The 15,903-nt window shown below is 66.1% G+C and carries 15 protein-coding genes; 5 read left to right on the top strand and 10 right to left on the bottom strand.

What is annotated here, in order from left to right; translation table 11 throughout:
* Positions 1–2: 2 nt before the first annotated feature.
* The 3 genes from ruvB to ruvA form a co-directional block, all read right to left on the bottom strand.
* The gene (gene ruvB / locus VEIS_RS19710; RefSeq protein WP_011811762.1) at positions 3–1,067 is read right to left on the bottom strand and encodes a Holliday junction branch migration DNA helicase RuvB; all 1,065 of its coding nucleotides are present in this window, start codon (positions 1,065–1,067) and stop codon (positions 3–5) included.
* Positions 1,068–1,075: 8 nt separating this feature from the next.
* Positions 1,076–2,992, bottom strand: coding sequence for a trypsin-like peptidase domain-containing protein (locus tag VEIS_RS19705; protein WP_011811761.1), 1,917 nt, complete (start codon positions 2,990–2,992; stop codon positions 1,076–1,078).
* 81 nt (positions 2,993–3,073) lie between these two features.
* Complete coding sequence (ruvA, locus tag VEIS_RS19700) at positions 3,074–3,649, bottom strand: Holliday junction branch migration protein RuvA (protein ID WP_011811760.1); 576 nt, start codon at positions 3,647–3,649, stop codon at positions 3,074–3,076.
* Between the two features lie 78 nt (positions 3,650–3,727).
* Here ruvA and VEIS_RS19695 point away from each other — a divergent pair, with 78 nt between their 5' ends.
* The 3 genes from VEIS_RS19695 (at position 3,728) to ybeY (ending at position 5,536) form a co-directional block, all read left to right on the top strand.
* Positions 3,728–4,678, top strand: coding sequence for a PhoH family protein (locus VEIS_RS19695; RefSeq protein WP_011811759.1), 951 nt, complete (start codon positions 3,728–3,730; stop codon positions 4,676–4,678).
* Between the two features lie 26 nt (positions 4,679–4,704).
* Positions 4,705–4,893 (top strand): hypothetical protein, encoded by a 189-nt coding sequence (locus VEIS_RS29135; RefSeq protein ID WP_232287758.1) that lies wholly within the window; start codon positions 4,705–4,707, stop codon positions 4,891–4,893.
* Positions 4,894–5,071: 178 nt separating this feature from the next.
* On the top strand, positions 5,072–5,536 hold the full coding sequence (gene ybeY / locus VEIS_RS19690) for an rRNA maturation RNase YbeY (protein ID WP_011811758.1): 465 nt from the start codon (positions 5,072–5,074) through the stop codon (positions 5,534–5,536).
* Here the strand turns inward: ybeY and VEIS_RS31720 are convergent.
* Positions 5,487–6,149: a DUF6444 domain-containing protein gene (locus VEIS_RS31720; RefSeq protein WP_407831848.1), complete on the bottom strand. Its 663-nt coding sequence runs from the start codon at positions 6,147–6,149 to the stop codon at positions 5,487–5,489. The two genes, ybeY and VEIS_RS31720, sit on opposite strands and share 50 nt — an antisense overlap.
* 40 nt (positions 6,150–6,189) lie before the next feature.
* Between VEIS_RS31720 and VEIS_RS19685 the strand changes: the two genes are divergently transcribed.
* Together VEIS_RS19685 and VEIS_RS19680 are read left to right on the top strand one after the other, a co-directional pair.
* Positions 6,190–7,602: an IS1182-like element ISVei6 family transposase gene (locus tag VEIS_RS19685; RefSeq protein WP_011811756.1), complete on the top strand. Its 1,413-nt coding sequence runs from the start codon at positions 6,190–6,192 to the stop codon at positions 7,600–7,602.
* A gap of 411 nt (positions 7,603–8,013) precedes the next feature.
* Positions 8,014–8,745, top strand: coding sequence for a GntR family transcriptional regulator (locus VEIS_RS19680; protein ID WP_011811755.1), 732 nt, complete (start codon positions 8,014–8,016; stop codon positions 8,743–8,745).
* Positions 8,746–9,139: 394 nt separating this feature from the next.
* Here the strand turns inward: VEIS_RS19680 and VEIS_RS19675 are convergent, their stop codons facing one another.
* From VEIS_RS19675 to VEIS_RS19650, 6 genes are all read right to left on the bottom strand, one after another.
* Entirely contained in the window at positions 9,140–10,345 is a 1,206-nt protein-coding gene (locus tag VEIS_RS19675; RefSeq protein WP_011811753.1) for a GlxA family transcriptional regulator, read from the bottom strand.
* Positions 10,346–10,375: 30 nt separating this feature from the next.
* Positions 10,376–11,215, bottom strand: coding sequence for an ABC transporter permease (locus VEIS_RS19670; protein WP_041951080.1), 840 nt, complete (start codon positions 11,213–11,215; stop codon positions 10,376–10,378).
* A 25-nt stretch (positions 11,216–11,240) separates the two neighbouring features.
* Positions 11,241–12,278, bottom strand: a complete 1,038-nt coding sequence (locus VEIS_RS19665; protein ID WP_011811751.1) for a quaternary amine ABC transporter ATP-binding protein — start codon at positions 12,276–12,278, stop codon at positions 11,241–11,243.
* 353 nt (positions 12,279–12,631) lie between these two features.
* Positions 12,632–13,783: a hybrid-cluster NAD(P)-dependent oxidoreductase gene (locus VEIS_RS19660; RefSeq protein WP_011811750.1), complete on the bottom strand. Its 1,152-nt coding sequence runs from the start codon at positions 13,781–13,783 to the stop codon at positions 12,632–12,634.
* Between the two features lie 37 nt (positions 13,784–13,820).
* Complete coding sequence (locus VEIS_RS19655; protein WP_011811749.1) at positions 13,821–15,086, bottom strand: aromatic ring-hydroxylating oxygenase subunit alpha; 1,266 nt, start codon at positions 15,084–15,086, stop codon at positions 13,821–13,823.
* Positions 15,087–15,108: 22 nt separating this feature from the next.
* On the bottom strand, positions 15,109–15,888 hold the full coding sequence (locus VEIS_RS19650; RefSeq protein ID WP_041951079.1) for a hypothetical protein: 780 nt from the start codon (positions 15,886–15,888) through the stop codon (positions 15,109–15,111).
* Positions 15,889–15,903 lie beyond the last annotated feature (15 nt).

Here is a 15,903-nt window from a genome sequence, read left to right as displayed (position 1 = left end):
GTTCAGACAGCAAACAAGCCTGGCGCTTGCGCGCCAGGCGCTGCGGCGATCCCCAGGTGCCGGAAGGCGGCCTGCGTGGCGATGCGTCCGCGCGGTGTGCGCTGCAAGAAACCCTGCTGTATCAGATAGGGCTCGATCACGTCTTCGATGGTGCCGGTTTCTTCGCCAATGCTGGCGGCGATGTTGTCCAGCCCGACGGGGCCGCCGTCGAAGCGGTGGATCACGGCTTCGAGCAGTTTGCGGTCCATCACGTCCAGGCCCTCGGGGTCTACGTCGAGCATGGCCAGGGCGCGCTCGGCAATGTCCTTGGTGATGTGGCCGTCGGCCTTGACCTGGGTGTAGTCGCGCACGCGCCGCAGCAGCCGGTTGGCGATGCGCGGCGTGCCGCGCGAGCGGCGGGCGATCTCCAGACCCCCGGCGTCATCCATCGGGACACCGAGCAGGCCGGCGCTGCGCTTGACGATGCGCGCCAGTTCTTGCGCGCTGTAGAACTCCAGCCGGGCCACGATGCCGAAGCGGTCGCGCAGCGGATTGGTCAGCATGCCGGCGCGCGTGGTCGCACCGACCAGGGTGAAGGGCTGCAGGTCGAGCTTGATGCTGCGCGCCGCAGGGCCTTCGCCGATCATGATGTCGATCTGGTAGTCCTCCAGCGCCGGGTAGAGGATTTCCTCGACCACGGGCGACAGGCGGTGGATCTCATCGATGAACAGGACATCCCGATTTTCCAGGTTGGTCAGCAGCGCCGCCAGGTCCTTGGGCTTTTCCAGCACCGGTCCGCTGGTCTGGCGCAGGTTCACGCCCAGTTCTGCGGCAATGATGTGGCTGAGCGTGGTTTTGCCCAGGCCGGGCGGGCCGAACAACAGCACATGGTCGAGGGCTTCGCCGCGCTGGCGCGCTGCGCCGATGAAGATTTCCAACTGCTCGCGCGCCTTGACCTGGCCCACGTACTCCTGCAGCAGCTTGGGACGCAGCGCCCGCTCGATCGCCTGCTCCTGGGGCGAAGCGGGCGCCGCAGAGACAACGCGCCGGGCGGGAGCAGGGGCGAAGTCGTCGGTTTGCAGGGTCATCGCAGGGCTTATGGATTGGTCCACGCGTAGTAGTTGGGGCCCTCGTAGGTGTACTCACGATAGTGGGCGATGATGAAGTCCCGCTCGGCCTGGTTGATGGTGTAGAAGGGTACCTGCTTGTAGGAGAAGCGGAATACCGGTGATGTGTTGGCGCTGTGGTCAGGCGATGCGTACCATGCAATGCCCTCGTAGCGGTATTGCGGCATATTGTTTTTCACATCGTCGCGCTCTTGCGCGCTGGCCGTGAAGAAATGGGCGCCACTGTCCGCGCCATAGAAACGGTACATGGGGATGCTGCCCGGCTGAGCCTGTGCTTGTGCGTAAAAGGCCACCCCTTCATACGCAAAGTCGGACAATCTCTGGATCACGTAGTCCCGCTCGGCCACATTGGTGGTGAAGAAATGCGAGCCTGCTCTGTTGTTGTAGAAGCGATGGACTGCAACGCGCTGGTTCGATGCGTCGGCCGGCGCTGCTGCCAGCCATTTTTTCAGTCCGGCCTCATAGGCCACGTCGAACCGGCCAAAGATCTCTTTCGCAGACATGTTGAAACAACTGGAGGTGCCGCCGTACAAGGTGCCGATCACCTTTTTGGCGCTATTGAGCAGGGCCGCGCCGCTGCTTCCGTACTCGGTCGTTCCCCGGTACCAGTACACCTCGTAATAGTTGCCCGTCTTTCCTTCGCAGTCGAACGACCCTGACTGGCTCATCGCGGTGCAGGTGGTCTGCTCTCCCAAACGGCCCAAACTGATCTTCAGCATGTCGCCAGCCGGGTGGTGCAGCGTCGCCACCGAAGAATACTTGGCCTGGGCGCTGGCATCCCAGCCGGCAAAGAAGGCCCCTTCGGGCGGTGCGTCATTGAGCTGGAGCAGCGCGGTGTCGGTGCTGGCCGAGGAATACAGCAGCTTGGCGCCGCCCCGGCGGTGGACAGAGCGGCTCGACAGCGTGCGGCTGCGGCATGAGGACGAGCGGTAGAACCAGTTCGTCTCCAGCGTGTCCGCCTCGGCCTGCGACGAAATGCAGTGGTGGGCGCTCAGGAAATACGGTGTCCCCGAAGATTGGCTGTCGTTGAGCAAGGTGCCGGTGCACGTATAGGCATCGCCCCGCGATACGAAGCTCGTGCGTGCCACGGCGTTGCGCTGGTCGGCATAGTCATTCTCGCAACTGGCGTCCCGGTTGCATGGCATGGCATCGTTGATCTTGGTCTCGAACTCCTCCTGCGTGGGCAGGGCCAGGTTCTCGAAGATATGCGATACGCGGGTCAGCGCCATGTCGAGCGCAGCCACGTCGGCGCCTGCGGGCAGTTCCAACTCCAGCGTGACCTCGTCGGCGCCCAGATCCGGCGTCCACCAGGTCTGGCCGTCGAGGCTGCGGTCGCCGGCCAGCGCGTTGCTCTCGATGCGCTGCAGCACCTCCTGGCCCGAGATCTGGAACACCGTGGCGGGCGCGGCCTGGCGATACAGGCGCAGCACGGCACTGCCGGGCAACTGCCGCACGACGATCCCCAGCCGCAGGCCATGGGCGCCTTCGGCAGAAACGCTGATGGCGGCGACCTGGCCGCCGCCGGCCACAGGCTGCCATTGCAGTTGCTGCAAGGTCGGCGCGGCGTCCACGGCGCGGGCCAGGCCGACCAATTTGCGGGGGCTTGCGTCAGAGACGGCGGACCGGATTTCCTCCTGCTTCAACGCGCCCAGACGGATCCGGGACGGAATCGGGATTGCGCCCACATGGCGCGACTTGACATGCGGCACACCCTGGTCGGCGCTGGCGGGCTGCACCCGGCCGTCCACCTGCTCCACCTTCGCTACCGACGGGGTCTGGGCGGCCGATGGGGCGCCGTCCTGGCCCGCGCCGCCACAGCCAGACAGGAGGACGGTCGCCAAGGCGCCCAGCATGCCCATGCGGGCCACAAACCCGGGATTTTTCATTTCTCGTCCTCACTCAGTAAGGTGGTTGGATGTTCGCAGTGTGCCAAGCATGTGACAAGACGGCACGCAAGCGTCCGGATGCTACTTCGTCAAGGCCTTGAGCGCCCACTTGATGCCGTCGCTGACCTCTACCTGCGCCGGCAGCGCCTTGAGCGCTGCTGCGGCCTCCTTGTCGTTGTAGCCCAAAGCCAACAGGGCCTGCAGGATATCCGCCTGCGCGCCGCTGACTGCGGGGCCATGGCTGGCGCCCAAGTCCGCGCCCAGCTTTCCCTTGAGTTCCAGCAGCAATCGCTCGGCAGTTCTTTTGCCAACGCCCGGCACCTTGACCAGGCGGGCCGCCTCCTGCCGTGCAATCGCCTGGGCCAGATCCGCCACGCTCATGCCGGAAAGTATCGACAGCGCCATGCGCGGCCCCACCCCCGTTATCTTGATCAGCGCGCGAAACGCCTGGCGCTCAGGCGCAGTGGCAAAGCCATACAGCAGTTGGGCGTCCTCGCGCACGATGAACTGCGTGAGCAGGCTGATACGCTCGCCCACGGCGGGCAGATTATAAAAGCTGCTCATCGGCACATTCACCTCGTAGCCCACGCCGTGGCAGTCGAGCAGCACCTCGGGGGGATTTTTCTCCAGCAGAGTGCCGGTCAATTTGCCTATCATTGCTGTCCTTTGTCGGCGCCCGCGCAAACTGCTACAGCGCCATCTTGCCATGTCCGTTGCCTGACTGGAATTATCAGCGTGATCCTGCGCCACACCTTCACCCCGCACGACAACACCCGGTTGACGCAACTGTGTGGCCCGGCCGACGCGCACCTGCGCAGCATCGAAGCCGCCCTGCAAGTGCGCATGGCGCACCGGCACGAGCAATTCAAGATCGAAGGCCCCAAGGCCCGGGCCATGCAGGCCATGCAATTGCTGCAAGCGCTGTATGAAATGGCCGAGCGCCCGATCGCCGAAGACACGCTGCAACTGATGCTGGCCGCAGACCAGGCCCTGGTGGCTGCGCCCGAGGGCGCCATCATGCTCAGCACGCGCCGGGCCGACCTGCGCGCGCGCACGCCCACGCAGAGCCTGTACCTGCAGAACATCGCCAACCACGACATCACCTTGGGCATAGGCCCGGCCGGCACCGGCAAAACCTTTCTGGCCGTGGCCTGCGCCGTGGACGCACTCGAGCGCAGCGCCGTGCAGCGCATCGTGCTGACCCGCCCCGCCGTCGAGGCCGGCGAGCGCCTGGGCTTTCTGCCCGGCGACCTGGCGCAAAAGGTCGACCCCTACCTGCGCCCGCTGTACGACGCGCTCTATGAACTGATGGGCTACGACAAGGTGCAAAAAGCGTTTGAACGCAACGCGCTGGAAATCGCCCCGCTGGCCTTCATGCGCGGACGCACGCTGAACAACGCCTTCGTGATCCTCGACGAAGCCCAGAACACCACGCCCGAGCAGATGAAGATGTTCCTCACCCGCATCGGCTTTGGCGCCAAGGCCGTCGTCACCGGCGACGTGAGCCAGATCGACCTGCCCCCGGGCGCGCTGAGCGGCCTGATCGAGGCCGAACAGGTGCTCAAACGTGTCCAAGGCATTGCGCTGACCCGCTTCACCAGTGCCGACGTGGTGCGCCACCCGCTGGTCGCGCGCATCGTCGATGCCTATGACGCCCCGCGCCGCGCGCCGTCCGCACGCAGTTGATGCACCTGTCGTCATGGCGTTTGCTAGTGTCGCGTCACGGATCAGATGTCGTAGGCTGCGCGCAACCATCGGAGCGCAGCGCAAGGCGCAGCGCGCAGCCAATACCGAGCGTATTGGCAAGCGATGCAACGCCGCGATGCGCTTCGATGGCCAGCGCAGACCGACAGATGATCGGTGACGCGACACTAGGCCGTCCCGCAAAGAACTGCAAATGAAGCCGCGCCTTTCACGCCGGAGCGGCGTTGCAAATCCTTGCGATAGCTGCAAATGTCGCGATGGATTGCGCTTCGCCCTGACACGAAATGCATCGATTCCATTTTGTGCAGCTGCAGCTATTTGCCAGGCGGTGCACCCATGCCCGTGCATCGGGCGCCAGTCGCCACGAAAAGCGAAATGCCCTTGAAACCACTGGCCCTGTCGCTGCAATGGGGCCGCTTCGACGCGGCAGCCGCGCAGCGCAGCGCCCTGCCGCGCCACCTGATCAGGCGCTGGATCCGCCACGCGCTGACCACCGACGCCGAGATCACCGTGCGCATCGTCGGCGCCGACGAAGGCCGGCAACTGAACCGCACCTACCGCAATAAAGACTACGCCACCAACGTGCTCACCTTCGTTTACAGCCAAGCCCCCCTGGTCACGGCCGACCTGCTGCTGTGCGCCCCGGTCATCGAACGCGAGGCGCAACAGCAGGGCAAGCACCTGCAAGCGCATTACGCCCATATGCTGGTGCATGGCACCCTGCACGCGCAGGGCTGGGACCACGAAGGCAGCGCCGACGCCGACGCAATGCAGGCCCGCGAGACACAAATCATGCAAGCGCTGGGGTTTGCCGACCCCTATGCCAGGCAGCCCGGGTAACGGCGGGCAGGGCACTGCCGGGCCGGCCCCGGCTCAACGCGATGAGCGGCCTGAAGAACCGGGTATCGGCCCCGCTCACCGCCATAGCCGTAGCCATCTGTGCCGCAGGCGACCTGATGCCAAGGCCGCAGGCACGGCCAATGATGGCCGTCGCCACCGCAGGCGGCGACGGCAGTGCCCGGGTGGCGCGGCGCATTCCAATCCGTTCACCTCGGGCGCATGGAAAAGACTTGGGCAGACCTCCATCAAACTCGCCTCGCCCAAACTGCTCCGGCTGACGGCGCAACACTCGGGCGGCACATGGGCAACAAGGACATCGGGCTCGGCCATTTGGCGCAGGGCGCCGCCCTTGCGACCCTTGTGCTGCCCCTTGTGCCCACCGATCGGCACACAGCCCGGCTTTGCGCAATGACTGGGGTTTGGGCTTGTGGCGCTGATCGCTGGAGGGCGGTCTGCCGAGGAGGTTTTGGCTGTTCAGATGAAGCCGCGCTTGCCACTCATGGATTTGAACGGTGAGCATCTGCACCATCGCCCATAGCTGAAGACTCAGAGCTTGAGAGTTTTTCCCCGCTGACCGTTGGGAAGTGGCACGAGACTGGCTTGGGCAAGGTATGACGTCAAGCCAGCGCTCCGCGATGCCCCAGGATCAGGCCATGTTCGAAGGCATGGATGTGCCAGCAGCGAGTGCTGGCGCGCCAATGCACCCTTGTAGCGCACCGCCAGCCAGTGCCCCGGCACGCGTGCAGGAGCCCAACCGTTTGCAAGTGGAGCTGCGCGCATCCGACCTGGATTCGCTGCTGCCTGCAGACCATCGGGCCCGACTGGTGTGGCGCTACGTGGAGCAGCAGGATCTGAGCGCGCTGTTCGATGCCATCCGGGCCCGAGGTTCGGCGCCTGGGCGCCGGGCCATTGATCCACGCATCCTGTTCTCGCTGTGGCTGTACGCCACGCTGGATGGCGTCGGCAGCGGGCGCGAGGTCGCCCGGTTGAGCCAAAGCCACGACGCGTACCGCTGGATCTGTGGTGGTGTGTCGGTGAACTACCACGCGCTCAATGACTTTCGGGTGGGCAACGAGGCGCTGATGGACCGCCTGCTCAGCCACAACGTGGCCGCGCTGGCTGCCGTCGGGGTGATCCGGCTGGTGCGCGTGGCGCAAGACGGCATGCGGGTACGCGCCAGCGCCGGGGCGGCCTCGTTCCGGCGCAAGGGCACGCTCAAGGAGCACCATGCCAAGGCCACCGAGATGGTGCACTCGCTCAAGGAGCAAGCCCGCGAGAACCCGGGGCAGGCCGAGCGACGGGCACAGGCGGCCAGGCTGCGGGCAGCCGAGCTGCGCGAGCAGCAACTGGCCGCGGCACTGGCGCGGCTGCCCGAGTTGGAGGCAATCAAGCAGCGCAATGGCCAGCCGATCGACAAGGCGCGTGCCAGCACGACAGATGCCGATGCCAGCAACATGAAGATGGCCGACGGCGGCTGGCGCCCGGCCTACAACGTGCAACTGGCCACCGACTGCGCCAGCCAGGTGATCGTGGGCGTGGACACCGTCACCGCCGGCAGCGACATGGCCCAGTTGGCGCCCATGGTCCAACAAGTGCACCAGCGCGTGGGCAAGGCGGCCGAACAATGGCTGGTCGACGGCGGCTTGCCAGCGCACGGCCAACTGGACGCGGTGGCCGACAAGACCGAGGTCTATGCGCCGGTGCCCCAAGCCAGGGCACCCAAGGGAAAGAGCCAAGGCCAGGACGACGACCAGCAGCCGCCCGCACCGGGCAGCCAGTTCCAACCCAAGGCCGGCGACAGCACAGCCGTGGCGCAGTGGCGCCAGCGCATGAGCACCGATGAGGCCCGCGAGATCTACAAGGATCGGGCGGCCACGGCCGAATGCGTGAACGCGCAGGCGCGCAACCGCGGCCTGCTGCGCATGCCCGTGCGTGGACTGGCCAAGGTCAAGTGCATTGCCTGGTGGTATGCCCTGGCACACAACCTGATGAGGACGGTGGCGCTGGCGCCGCAGCTCATCGGCTGGGGCACAGGTGCGTGCGCAGGTGCGGCAGCGCTGACTTGAGGGCCCTGCGCGCCAGGATCAATGCGCCGCAAGGCCATGGTGAGCGACCTGCAACGCTCAAAGCCAACGTACCCGCCGCACTGTGGCTACCTCACTCGCGCCGCGAACCCGCCGCCATGGCTGGCGTAGGGCAGCCGTCCACCTTCTGAAAATCGAAAAACTCTCAGACTCTCAGGCCACCCCGCTCGGGATGGCTGAGTCTGCTGAGGTCGGATTGCCGTTGCAGCGAGTTACGAATCATGACCTGCAGCGACCCGGATGCCCGGCGCGCAGCGCAGTCCTGCGGCGGTGTAATAATGCCGGCCACCGAAACTGTCTACACTTGTCCAGACACAAGCTGTGCCGGCCTTTCGCCAGTGCCTGTCGCTGGCCTGCGGAGGCGGCCGATGCCTGTGTGCGCTACTACCTGCCATGGCTACCACGACCCGCCGCCGCGCTGCCCCCAAGCCCGTACCGCGACCCCGCGATGAGAGCTCCGTCGAGCGTCTGCACCTTGCGCTGCGCGAGCGCGCGATGCGCTACGTGTTCCGCCCGGGGGCACGTATCAACGAGCAGGCCCTGGGGCGGGAATTGGGCGTCAGCCGTGCGCCCTTGCGTGAGGCGCTGAACCGGCTGGTCGCAGAGGGTCTGCTCGACTTTGTGATGAACAAGGGGTTTTTCCGCAAGGAGATCAGCGTCGATGAAGTCTATGACCTGTACCAGGTGCGTATCGCGCTGGAGTGCCGGGCCGTGTCGCTGGCCATCCAGCGCGCCAGTGACGAAGAAATACGCGCCGTGCGCGATTACTGGAGCGGCGTCATGGCCCATAGCGCCGCCATGTCCAGTGCCGATCTCTTGCTGGCCGACGAGGAGTTCCACCGCCGCCTGACGGCCTTGGCCAGAAACAAGGAGCTCAGTGCCTTCATGGACGTGGTGAGCCGGCGCACGCATATGGCGCGGCATATCGACATCCAGCAATCGGCATGGAATGCCAAAGCCTTCGACGCCCATGCCGAGGTGCTCGATCTGATCGGGCAACGCCGCAAAGAAGAGGCCGTGGCCTGCATCACCGGGCATATCGACATGAGCCTCCAGCGCGCCGTCGAGATCACCAAGGAAATGGTGGCGGAATTCTTCCTGGTGGGCTCGGTCTTGCCGTCGTAGCGTCGTAGCGTCGTAGCGTCGTAGCGTCGATGCAAGACTCTGGGCGGCACCCGAAGGCGCTGGCCGCCAAAGCTAATCCCTCGATGGCGTTGCCGGGGCCGTACCCGGTCGGTATCTGGCTTGGTTGGCGCGGCGGAATTCTGTCCATCGGCCCCAGGCCCGGGCACTTCAGGGTGCGTCGATCGGCTGGTCGAGTTTGCTGGCTTGTCGCTGCGACGGCTTCGGTGGCGGCCCTCGCGGCCCTGCTTGAAGGCTTGAATGGTGCGCCAACCTGCATCGGGGCCGGGCCTGTGGGGCGTTTCTCCGGGTGCGGGCCATGTCGGCGGGCCTGATGCTGCGCGCAGGTGGTGCAGGTGGCGCAGATGGCTTGCCGGTGGCTCATTCCATTGCTGAATCACCCGTGCACTTCGTCGGCGTCGCTTGCCGTGCATTGGTACTGCCTGCGCTCCGCCTTCGCGTTCACGAACGATGTAGAAATGGAATCACAGGCGGCGGCACGGGTCAGGGGTCCGAAGTCGGGCAGGCTCGCCGGCGCCAGCCGGACGCGGCGTGCGGCGGACGGGCTGGCGCGCCATGTGGCGGCATGTGGCTTCGCGCCGCCGATGTGGCGCCGCCTTTCTTCGCTGGGCGAATGACCGAACAGGCTGCGGTAGGCTTTGCAAAAATGCGACGAGGACTGAAAGCCGCAGGCCACCGTGATCTGCATGATGCGCAGGCTGCTGTGCGTGAGCAGTTCCTGGGCGCGGTGCAAGCGCAGGTTCATGTAGTACTGCGCCGGGTTCATGCTGAAGTAGCGGTGGAACAGGCGTTCGAGCTGGCGCAGCGATAGCGCGACGGCGCGGGCCAGTTCGGCCAGTGGCAGCGGCTCTTCGATGCGCGCGGCCATCAGCGCGGCGGCCTCGGTCAGGTGCTGGTAGCCTGGCCCTATGCACGCGGGTTGGGGGATGCGCTGGCGGTCGTCGCTGGAGCGCAGGCGCTCGACCAGAAATTGTTCCGAGATGTCCATCATCAGCCGGGCGCCATGCTGCGCGCGCACCAGGTGCAGCATCAGGTGCAGCGGCGCCGTGCCGCCGGAGCAGGTGATGCGGTCGCGGTCGATGACGAAGACTTCGGAAGAAAACCGCACTTTCGGGAATTCCTCGCGGATCGCGGCCAGGTTTTCCCAATGGATGGCGCAGCGGTAGCCGTCGAGCAGGCCGGCGCTGGCCAGTGCGTAGGCGCCGGTGCACAGCCCGCCCATCGGCACGCCGTAGCTGGCGCATTGGCGCAGCAGCCGGCGCACGGTGTCACTGGTGTTGTGGCGGATGTCGACGCCGCCGCAGACGAACAGTTGCTGGCATTCGGACAGACTGCCCAGGTCACCGATGGCGGCGACGGCCAGGCCGTTGCTCGCCAGCGCCACTGTCTGATCGGGGCTGACCACGCTCCAGCGGTACAGCGGGCGCCGGCTCAGGTAGTTGGCCATGCGCAAGGTTTCCACGGCATTGGCAAAGGCGATCATCGAGTAGTCCTGCAGCAGGATGAAGCCGATATGGGTGCTGCCGGCCTTGGCGCGGGCATCCGGGCTGTCGCCGGGCTTGACGGGCATGCGTGCGGGCATGGGGCGCGCGTCCTGGTCGTTGGCGCCGGCTCAGTTGTCGCGGCCCCGGCGGGCCACGCCGAAGCTTTCGGTGAGCCGGTCCAGGATGATGGCCAGCAGCACCACCGCCAGGCCGCTTTCAAAGCCCAGACCGATGTCCAGCCGCTGTATGCTGGCCAGCACGTCGTTGCCCAGGCCGCCGGCGCCGACCATGGAGGCAATGATGACCATGGACAAGGCCATCATGATGGTCTGGTTGACACCGGCCATGATGGTCGGCATGGCGATCGGCAGTTGCACCTTGAACAGCAGTTGGGTCGAGGTGCAGCCAAAGGCGTTGCCGGCTTCGACCTGCTCGGTGCTCACCTGGCGGATGCCCAGGCTGGTGAGCCTGACCACCGGCGGCATGGCGAAGATCACGGTGGCGATCGTTCCGGGCACCCGGCCCAGGCCAAACAGCATGGCCGCGGGTATCAGATAGACGAAGGCCGGCATGGTCTGCATGAAGTCCAGCACCGGGCGCACGCAGGCGTTCACACGGTTGCTGCGGGCGCAGCCAATGCCCAGCGGGATGCCAAAAAACAGGCTGATCAGCGTGGCCGACAAGGTCAGCGCCAAGGTGACCATGGTTTGCGGCCAGAAGCCGGTGACCACGATCAGCGCCAGCGCCAGCAGCACGAACATGCCAAAGCCGGCGCCGAGGCGGCGCCATCCGATCACGCTGACGACGGCAATCGTCAACCAGAACGGAATCGCCAGCATGCCCTGTTCTATCCATTGGGCGAAGGCTTCGACCATCACGCCCACCGAATCGAAGACGGTGGCGCCATGGTCGAGCAGCAGCTTGACGCCTTCGTTGACCCAGCGCCCGAGCGGCAGCAGTTCGCGCAAGGCGTCGATGGCACGGCCGAGCAGTTCAGACATGGCGTGCCTCCCGGGACATTCTGTCGAGCAGGCTGCGCGCGGAGATGCAGCCGAGCAAGCGGTCGCTGGCATCGAAGACGCCGATCGGCTGGTCCCTGTCGAGCACGATCTTCATCGCTTCGGGCAACGGCGTCGACCAGGACAGGCGCGCACCGCCGTCCCAGGAGTGGCCGTTGAGCCGGGGGTCGAGCAGGTCTGCCGCCGTCAGATAGCGCGAGGTGTCCACGCCTTCGAAGAATTTGCGCACGTAGGCGTTGGCCGGCTCGGTGATGATCTGGTGGGCCGTGCCTTCCTGCACCAGGTTGCCGCCTTCCATGATGGCGATGCGGTTGCCTATGCGCAGCGCCTCCTCCAGGTCGTGCGAGACGAACAGCACGGTGCGCTGCTGCTCGCGCTGCAAGTCGAGCAGCAGGCTTTGCATTTCGACCCGCTTGAGCGGATCGAGCGCCGAGAAGGCCTCGTCCATCAGCAGGATGTCGGGGTCCACCGCCAAAGCCCGGGCCAGCCCGACGCGCTGCTGCATGCCGCCGGACAGTTGCGCCGGGTATTTGGCGGCGTAGGTTTGCAGGCCGACCTGGGCCAGCACCTCCATGGCGCGGGCTTCGCGCTGCTGGCGCGGCGTGCCGGCCATCTCCAGCCCGAGGGCGGTGTTGGACAGCACATTGCGGTGCGGCATCAGCGCAAACGACTGGAACACCATCGCCACCCGTTTGCGGCGCCACTTGACCAGTTCGGCCTGCGACAGCGCGGCGATGTCCAGCCCGTCGATGTTGATCGAACCGCAGGACGGTTCGACCAGTCGGTTGATCAGCCGGATCAGGGTCGATTTGCCCGAGCCTGACAAGCCCATCAGCACATAAATTTCGCCGGCCAGCACGTCGAAGCTGACCTTGTTGATGCCCACCACCTGCCCGGTCTGGGCAAAAATCTCGTCTTTGCTGCGCCCTTCGTCGAGCAGTCGGATGGCTTGCGAGGGGTTGCTGCCAAAGACCTTGTAGAGATTTTTGACGCTGATTTTCGGGCTTGACATCGGGGGCTCCATGGATTTCGACGGCCCATCGGGGCGGCCGTGCTTTTTGGTTGGACGATGTGCCGCCATTCGGCGCGGCGCTGGTTTTCGAGGCTGTCTGGGCGCTGGGGCGCGCTGTCCCGCAAATCATTGCATGAAATGAGCGCTTTTCCAGCACCTTTCGTGCCAAGGTGGCGTTGCAAGTCCTCGCGGCAGCTGCAGGTTGCGCCGGGGTTGGCACCTGGCCCTGACACGAACCGCGTCGATTTCATTGTGTGCGCCATGGCCATTTGCGGGATGGCCATCGAGCCATCGACAATGGTTCTTACCTCCCGATGAACCGTAAACACTGTAAACGAGATGCCATCGCTGCGCTATCGGTCCAGCACGATGTCAGACAAAGGCTTGCTGCAGCAGGGCAGGATCCAGCCCTGATCGATTTCTCGTTGCCGGATGCCGCCGGCATGTTCGATGCGGACCTGGCCCGCGATTTTTTTGCTTTTGCAGGTGCCGCAGGCGCCGCTGGTGCAGGAAAAAGGCAGCCGCAGTCCGGCCGCGATGGCCGCCTGCAGCAGGGTTTGCTCGGCTGGGCAATCGAATTGGTGGCCGGTTTTTTGCAAGCGCACCTGGTAGGCGGGGGCGCCGGTTCGGGGGCTGGCGTGGGCTGGCGCGGTGCTGGCGCCGGCGGCTGGCATCGGTGTGGCCACGGGCTGCGCCAACGATTCGAACGCGAAGCTCTCTTGCCGGTAGCGGGCCATCGGAAAGCCCGCGCCGGACAGATACGCATGGATCGCGGCCATGAACGGCGCCGGCCCGCAGGTATAGATGTCGCGCTGCTGCAAGTCCGGGGCGATGCGCGCGAGCAGCGCCGCATCCAGGCGCCCCAGATGGCCGGCATAGGCGCTGCCGGGCGCTTGTTGCTCGCACACCGTGGCCAGCCGCAGATGCGGCATGTGGCGCGCCATCAGGCCCAACTCGTCGGAAAACAGCACATCGGCGGGGCTGCGCGCGCAGTGCACGAACACGATGTCGGCGTCGCTGCCCAGGTCGTGCAGCGCCCGCGTCATCGACATCAGCGGCGTGATGCCGCTGCCGCCCGATAGAAACAGGTAGCGCTGCGCTGGCGCTGCCAAACAACTGAACGCGCCGCCGGGGCCCAGCACGTCCAGCGCCATGCCCACGCGCAACTGCTCGTGCAGCCAGTTCGACACCGGGCCGCCCGGCACCCGTTTGACCGTGATGCTGACCAAGTCGGGGCGGGTCGGGGTCGATGACAGGGTGTAGCAGCGGTTGATCCTGCGGCCCGCGATGTCCAGCTCCAGCGTGATGAATTGGCCCGGCAGGTAGCGAAAGCTGCGCGGCGCGCGCGGTGCCAGCACGAAGGTTTTGACGTCATGGGTCTCTTGCCGGATATGCACGCAGCGCAGGCTGTGGTCTTGCTCGGCGGACCAGGGCGGCGGGGCCGGGGCCGCGAAATCGGGAAGGTCCGGTGAACCCGGTGAACCAGGCAAAGCAACGGTGGGCATGGGTGGCTCGCGGCAGGAGCGGGTGTTGGGCGGGCGTTCAGCGGACCAGGGCGCGCAGGCGGTTCACATACCAGTTGCAAAACTTCTCGACCAAGCCTTCGGTGAACGGTGAGTACGGGCCGGGTTGGTAGGCGCCACTGGCGATGCCGATCTGCGACTCCTCGACCAGGCGGCGGTCTTGTTCGTTGGTCGCGTTCCAGACCGAGGTCAGGTTCTCCACGCTGTAGTCCACGCCCTCGATCGCGTCCTTGTGCACGCACCAGGTGCTGCGCACCAGCGTCTTGGTGGCCGAGATCGGCAGCACGGTGAAGTTGACGGTGTGGTCGCTCATGAAGTGGTGCCAGGAGTTGGGCTGGGTCCAGAACGACAGGCCGCCGAGGGCCGGCTCGACGAAGTCGGCCAGCAGCTTGCGGGATGCGACTTCGGTGCTCATGGTTTGCGACTGCCCGCTGCGATCGATCGGCAGGCGCTGCGTGCGAAAACCGGTGACGCGCCGCTCCAGGGTGTCGATCTCGGCCGATGGCAGGCCCATGCCTTCCCAGCGTTTGTGGTTGGCGGCCAGGATTTCCTCGAAGCGTTGCAGCCGCCCGATGTTCAGCGCATCGGGCTTGTAGCCAAAGCCGTACTCGTACAGCGAGATGGTCAGTTCGGGGTGGTTGCCCACGCAGTGGTAGCACTCCCGGTTGTTTTCCATCGTCAGTTTCCAGTTGCAGTTCTCCACCAGATCGACCTGGGCCGCCACCTTGCACTGCGACAGTTGGTGCGGCGCGATGTAGGGCGTCATTTCGGCGGCCATCTGCTCGAAGTCCTGCGGTGCCTGCTCGGCCAGGCAGATGAAGATCAGCCCCGACAGGCTGCGCACATGCACGGGCTTGAGGCCATGGCTGCGCAGGTCGAAGTCGTCGCTCATGTGCTTGGCGTGGATCAGCTGGCCCGCCAGGTCGTAGGTCCATTGGTGGTAGGGGCAGACGATGTTGCCCACCATGCCTTGCCGGCTGGCGCACAGGCGCGTGCCGCGATGGCGGCAGACGTTGTGGAAGGCCCGGATTTGCATTTCGTCGTCGCGCACGATCAGGATCGAATCGACGCCCAGGTCGACCGTGATGTAGTCCCCGGCATCGGCAATTTGCGGCTCGACGGCAACGAAGATCCAGTGCTGGCCGAAGATATGCTCCATGTCGACTTGGTACAGCGCCTCGCTCAGGTAGAACGGGGCCTCCAGGCTGTAACCGGGGCGGCGCCGGGCCAGCAGTTCGCGCACCAGTTCTCCGGGGGCTGACAGGGATTGGCATGGGCTCGTCATGGCGAAGGTCCTTTCGGTCCTTTCAGAAGGACACAAGTGAGTGGCGGCGCAGGTAATCGAGCACTGCCTGCGCCTTGGTATGGGCAGTGCCGTCGCGGACGATGGTGCCGCCGGTGGTTGCCGGGGCGATGGCCCCCAGCATCCGGGCGTGGCCGCTTTGCACGATCGTGGCCTGCAGCACCTGGCGCCGCTGGTTTGCCGGAACGCGCTGGCCGCAGGGCGGGCCCAGTGGCGCCGGGGCGGTGTCGCCAGCGCCAGCGCCATGCCGGATTCGGCCGGCCATGGCGTCGGCCAGCGAATGGCGCAAGGCCGGCGCTGCGGCTGCGCTGACGGCCAGCAGGGCCGGGGCCTGCACGCGCAAACGGCGCCGCGCGCCCCGGGGCAGGGCCTGGGTGACGATGCCGGACGCGCCTTCGATCTGGAGCGCCAACACCTCGGTCACCAGCGGCCGTTGCAGCGCGGCGGCCAGCGCATGGGGCAAGACGCCGCTGCCGTGATCGACGGCCGAGCGGGTGCCGGTCAGCACCCAGTCCGCCGCGCGCAGCGCGGGCAGCAAGGCGGGCAGCAGCAGCGAATCGTCGGCGCAGGGCAGGATGTCGATCTGGCCCGCACCCAAGGCCAGGTAGTCGCGGGCGACCTGCTCGGGCATGGCCCCCGCAGTCAGCAGGCGCACCGGCAGCGACAGGCCCAAGGCCAGCGTGACCGCCCGGGCATCGGCCGGGCAGCGGGTCGGGCGCTGGCTGACGGGGTGGCTGCGCGGGGCCACCAGCACGGTGACGGGGTGGCGCATGGGGTGATTCATCGGGTGGCTCATCGG

The sequence above is a fragment of the Verminephrobacter eiseniae EF01-2 genome (assembly GCF_000015565.1).
Classification (GTDB): domain Bacteria; phylum Pseudomonadota; class Gammaproteobacteria; order Burkholderiales; family Burkholderiaceae_C; genus Acidovorax; species Acidovorax eiseniae.
The sequence above is the reverse complement of the archived record's forward strand: the minus strand, read 5'-3'. Positions and strand labels throughout refer to the sequence as shown.

What these genes read in the sequence shown, in the direction of transcription:
- ruvB (WP_011811762.1), bottom strand. Translation starts at nt 1,067, where the DNA reads ATGACCCTGCAAACCGACGACTTCGCCCCTGCTCCCGCCCGGCGCGTT.
- VEIS_RS19705 (WP_011811761.1), bottom strand. Translation starts at nt 2,992, where the DNA reads ATGAAAAATCCCGGGTTTGTGGCCCGCATGGGCATGCTGGGCGCCTTG.
- ruvA (WP_011811760.1), bottom strand. Translation starts at nt 3,649, where the DNA reads ATGATAGGCAAATTGACCGGCACTCTGCTGGAGAAAAATCCCCCCGAG.
- ybeY (WP_011811758.1), top strand. Translation starts at nt 5,072, where the DNA reads ATGCCCTTGAAACCACTGGCCCTGTCGCTGCAATGGGGCCGCTTCGAC.
- VEIS_RS19685 (WP_011811756.1), top strand. Translation starts at nt 6,190, where the DNA reads ATGTTCGAAGGCATGGATGTGCCAGCAGCGAGTGCTGGCGCGCCAATG.
- VEIS_RS19680 (WP_011811755.1), top strand. Translation starts at nt 8,014, where the DNA reads ATGGCTACCACGACCCGCCGCCGCGCTGCCCCCAAGCCCGTACCGCGA.
- VEIS_RS19675 (WP_011811753.1), bottom strand. Translation starts at nt 10,345, where the DNA reads ATGCCCGCACGCATGCCCGTCAAGCCCGGCGACAGCCCGGATGCCCGC.
- VEIS_RS19665 (WP_011811751.1), bottom strand. Translation starts at nt 12,278, where the DNA reads ATGTCAAGCCCGAAAATCAGCGTCAAAAATCTCTACAAGGTCTTTGGC.
- VEIS_RS19660 (WP_011811750.1), bottom strand. Translation starts at nt 13,783, where the DNA reads ATGCCCACCGTTGCTTTGCCTGGTTCACCGGGTTCACCGGACCTTCCC.
- VEIS_RS19655 (WP_011811749.1), bottom strand. Translation starts at nt 15,086, where the DNA reads ATGACGAGCCCATGCCAATCCCTGTCAGCCCCCGGAGAACTGGTGCGC.
- VEIS_RS19650 (WP_041951079.1), bottom strand. Translation starts at nt 15,888, where the DNA reads ATGAATCACCCCATGCGCCACCCCGTCACCGTGCTGGTGGCCCCGCGC.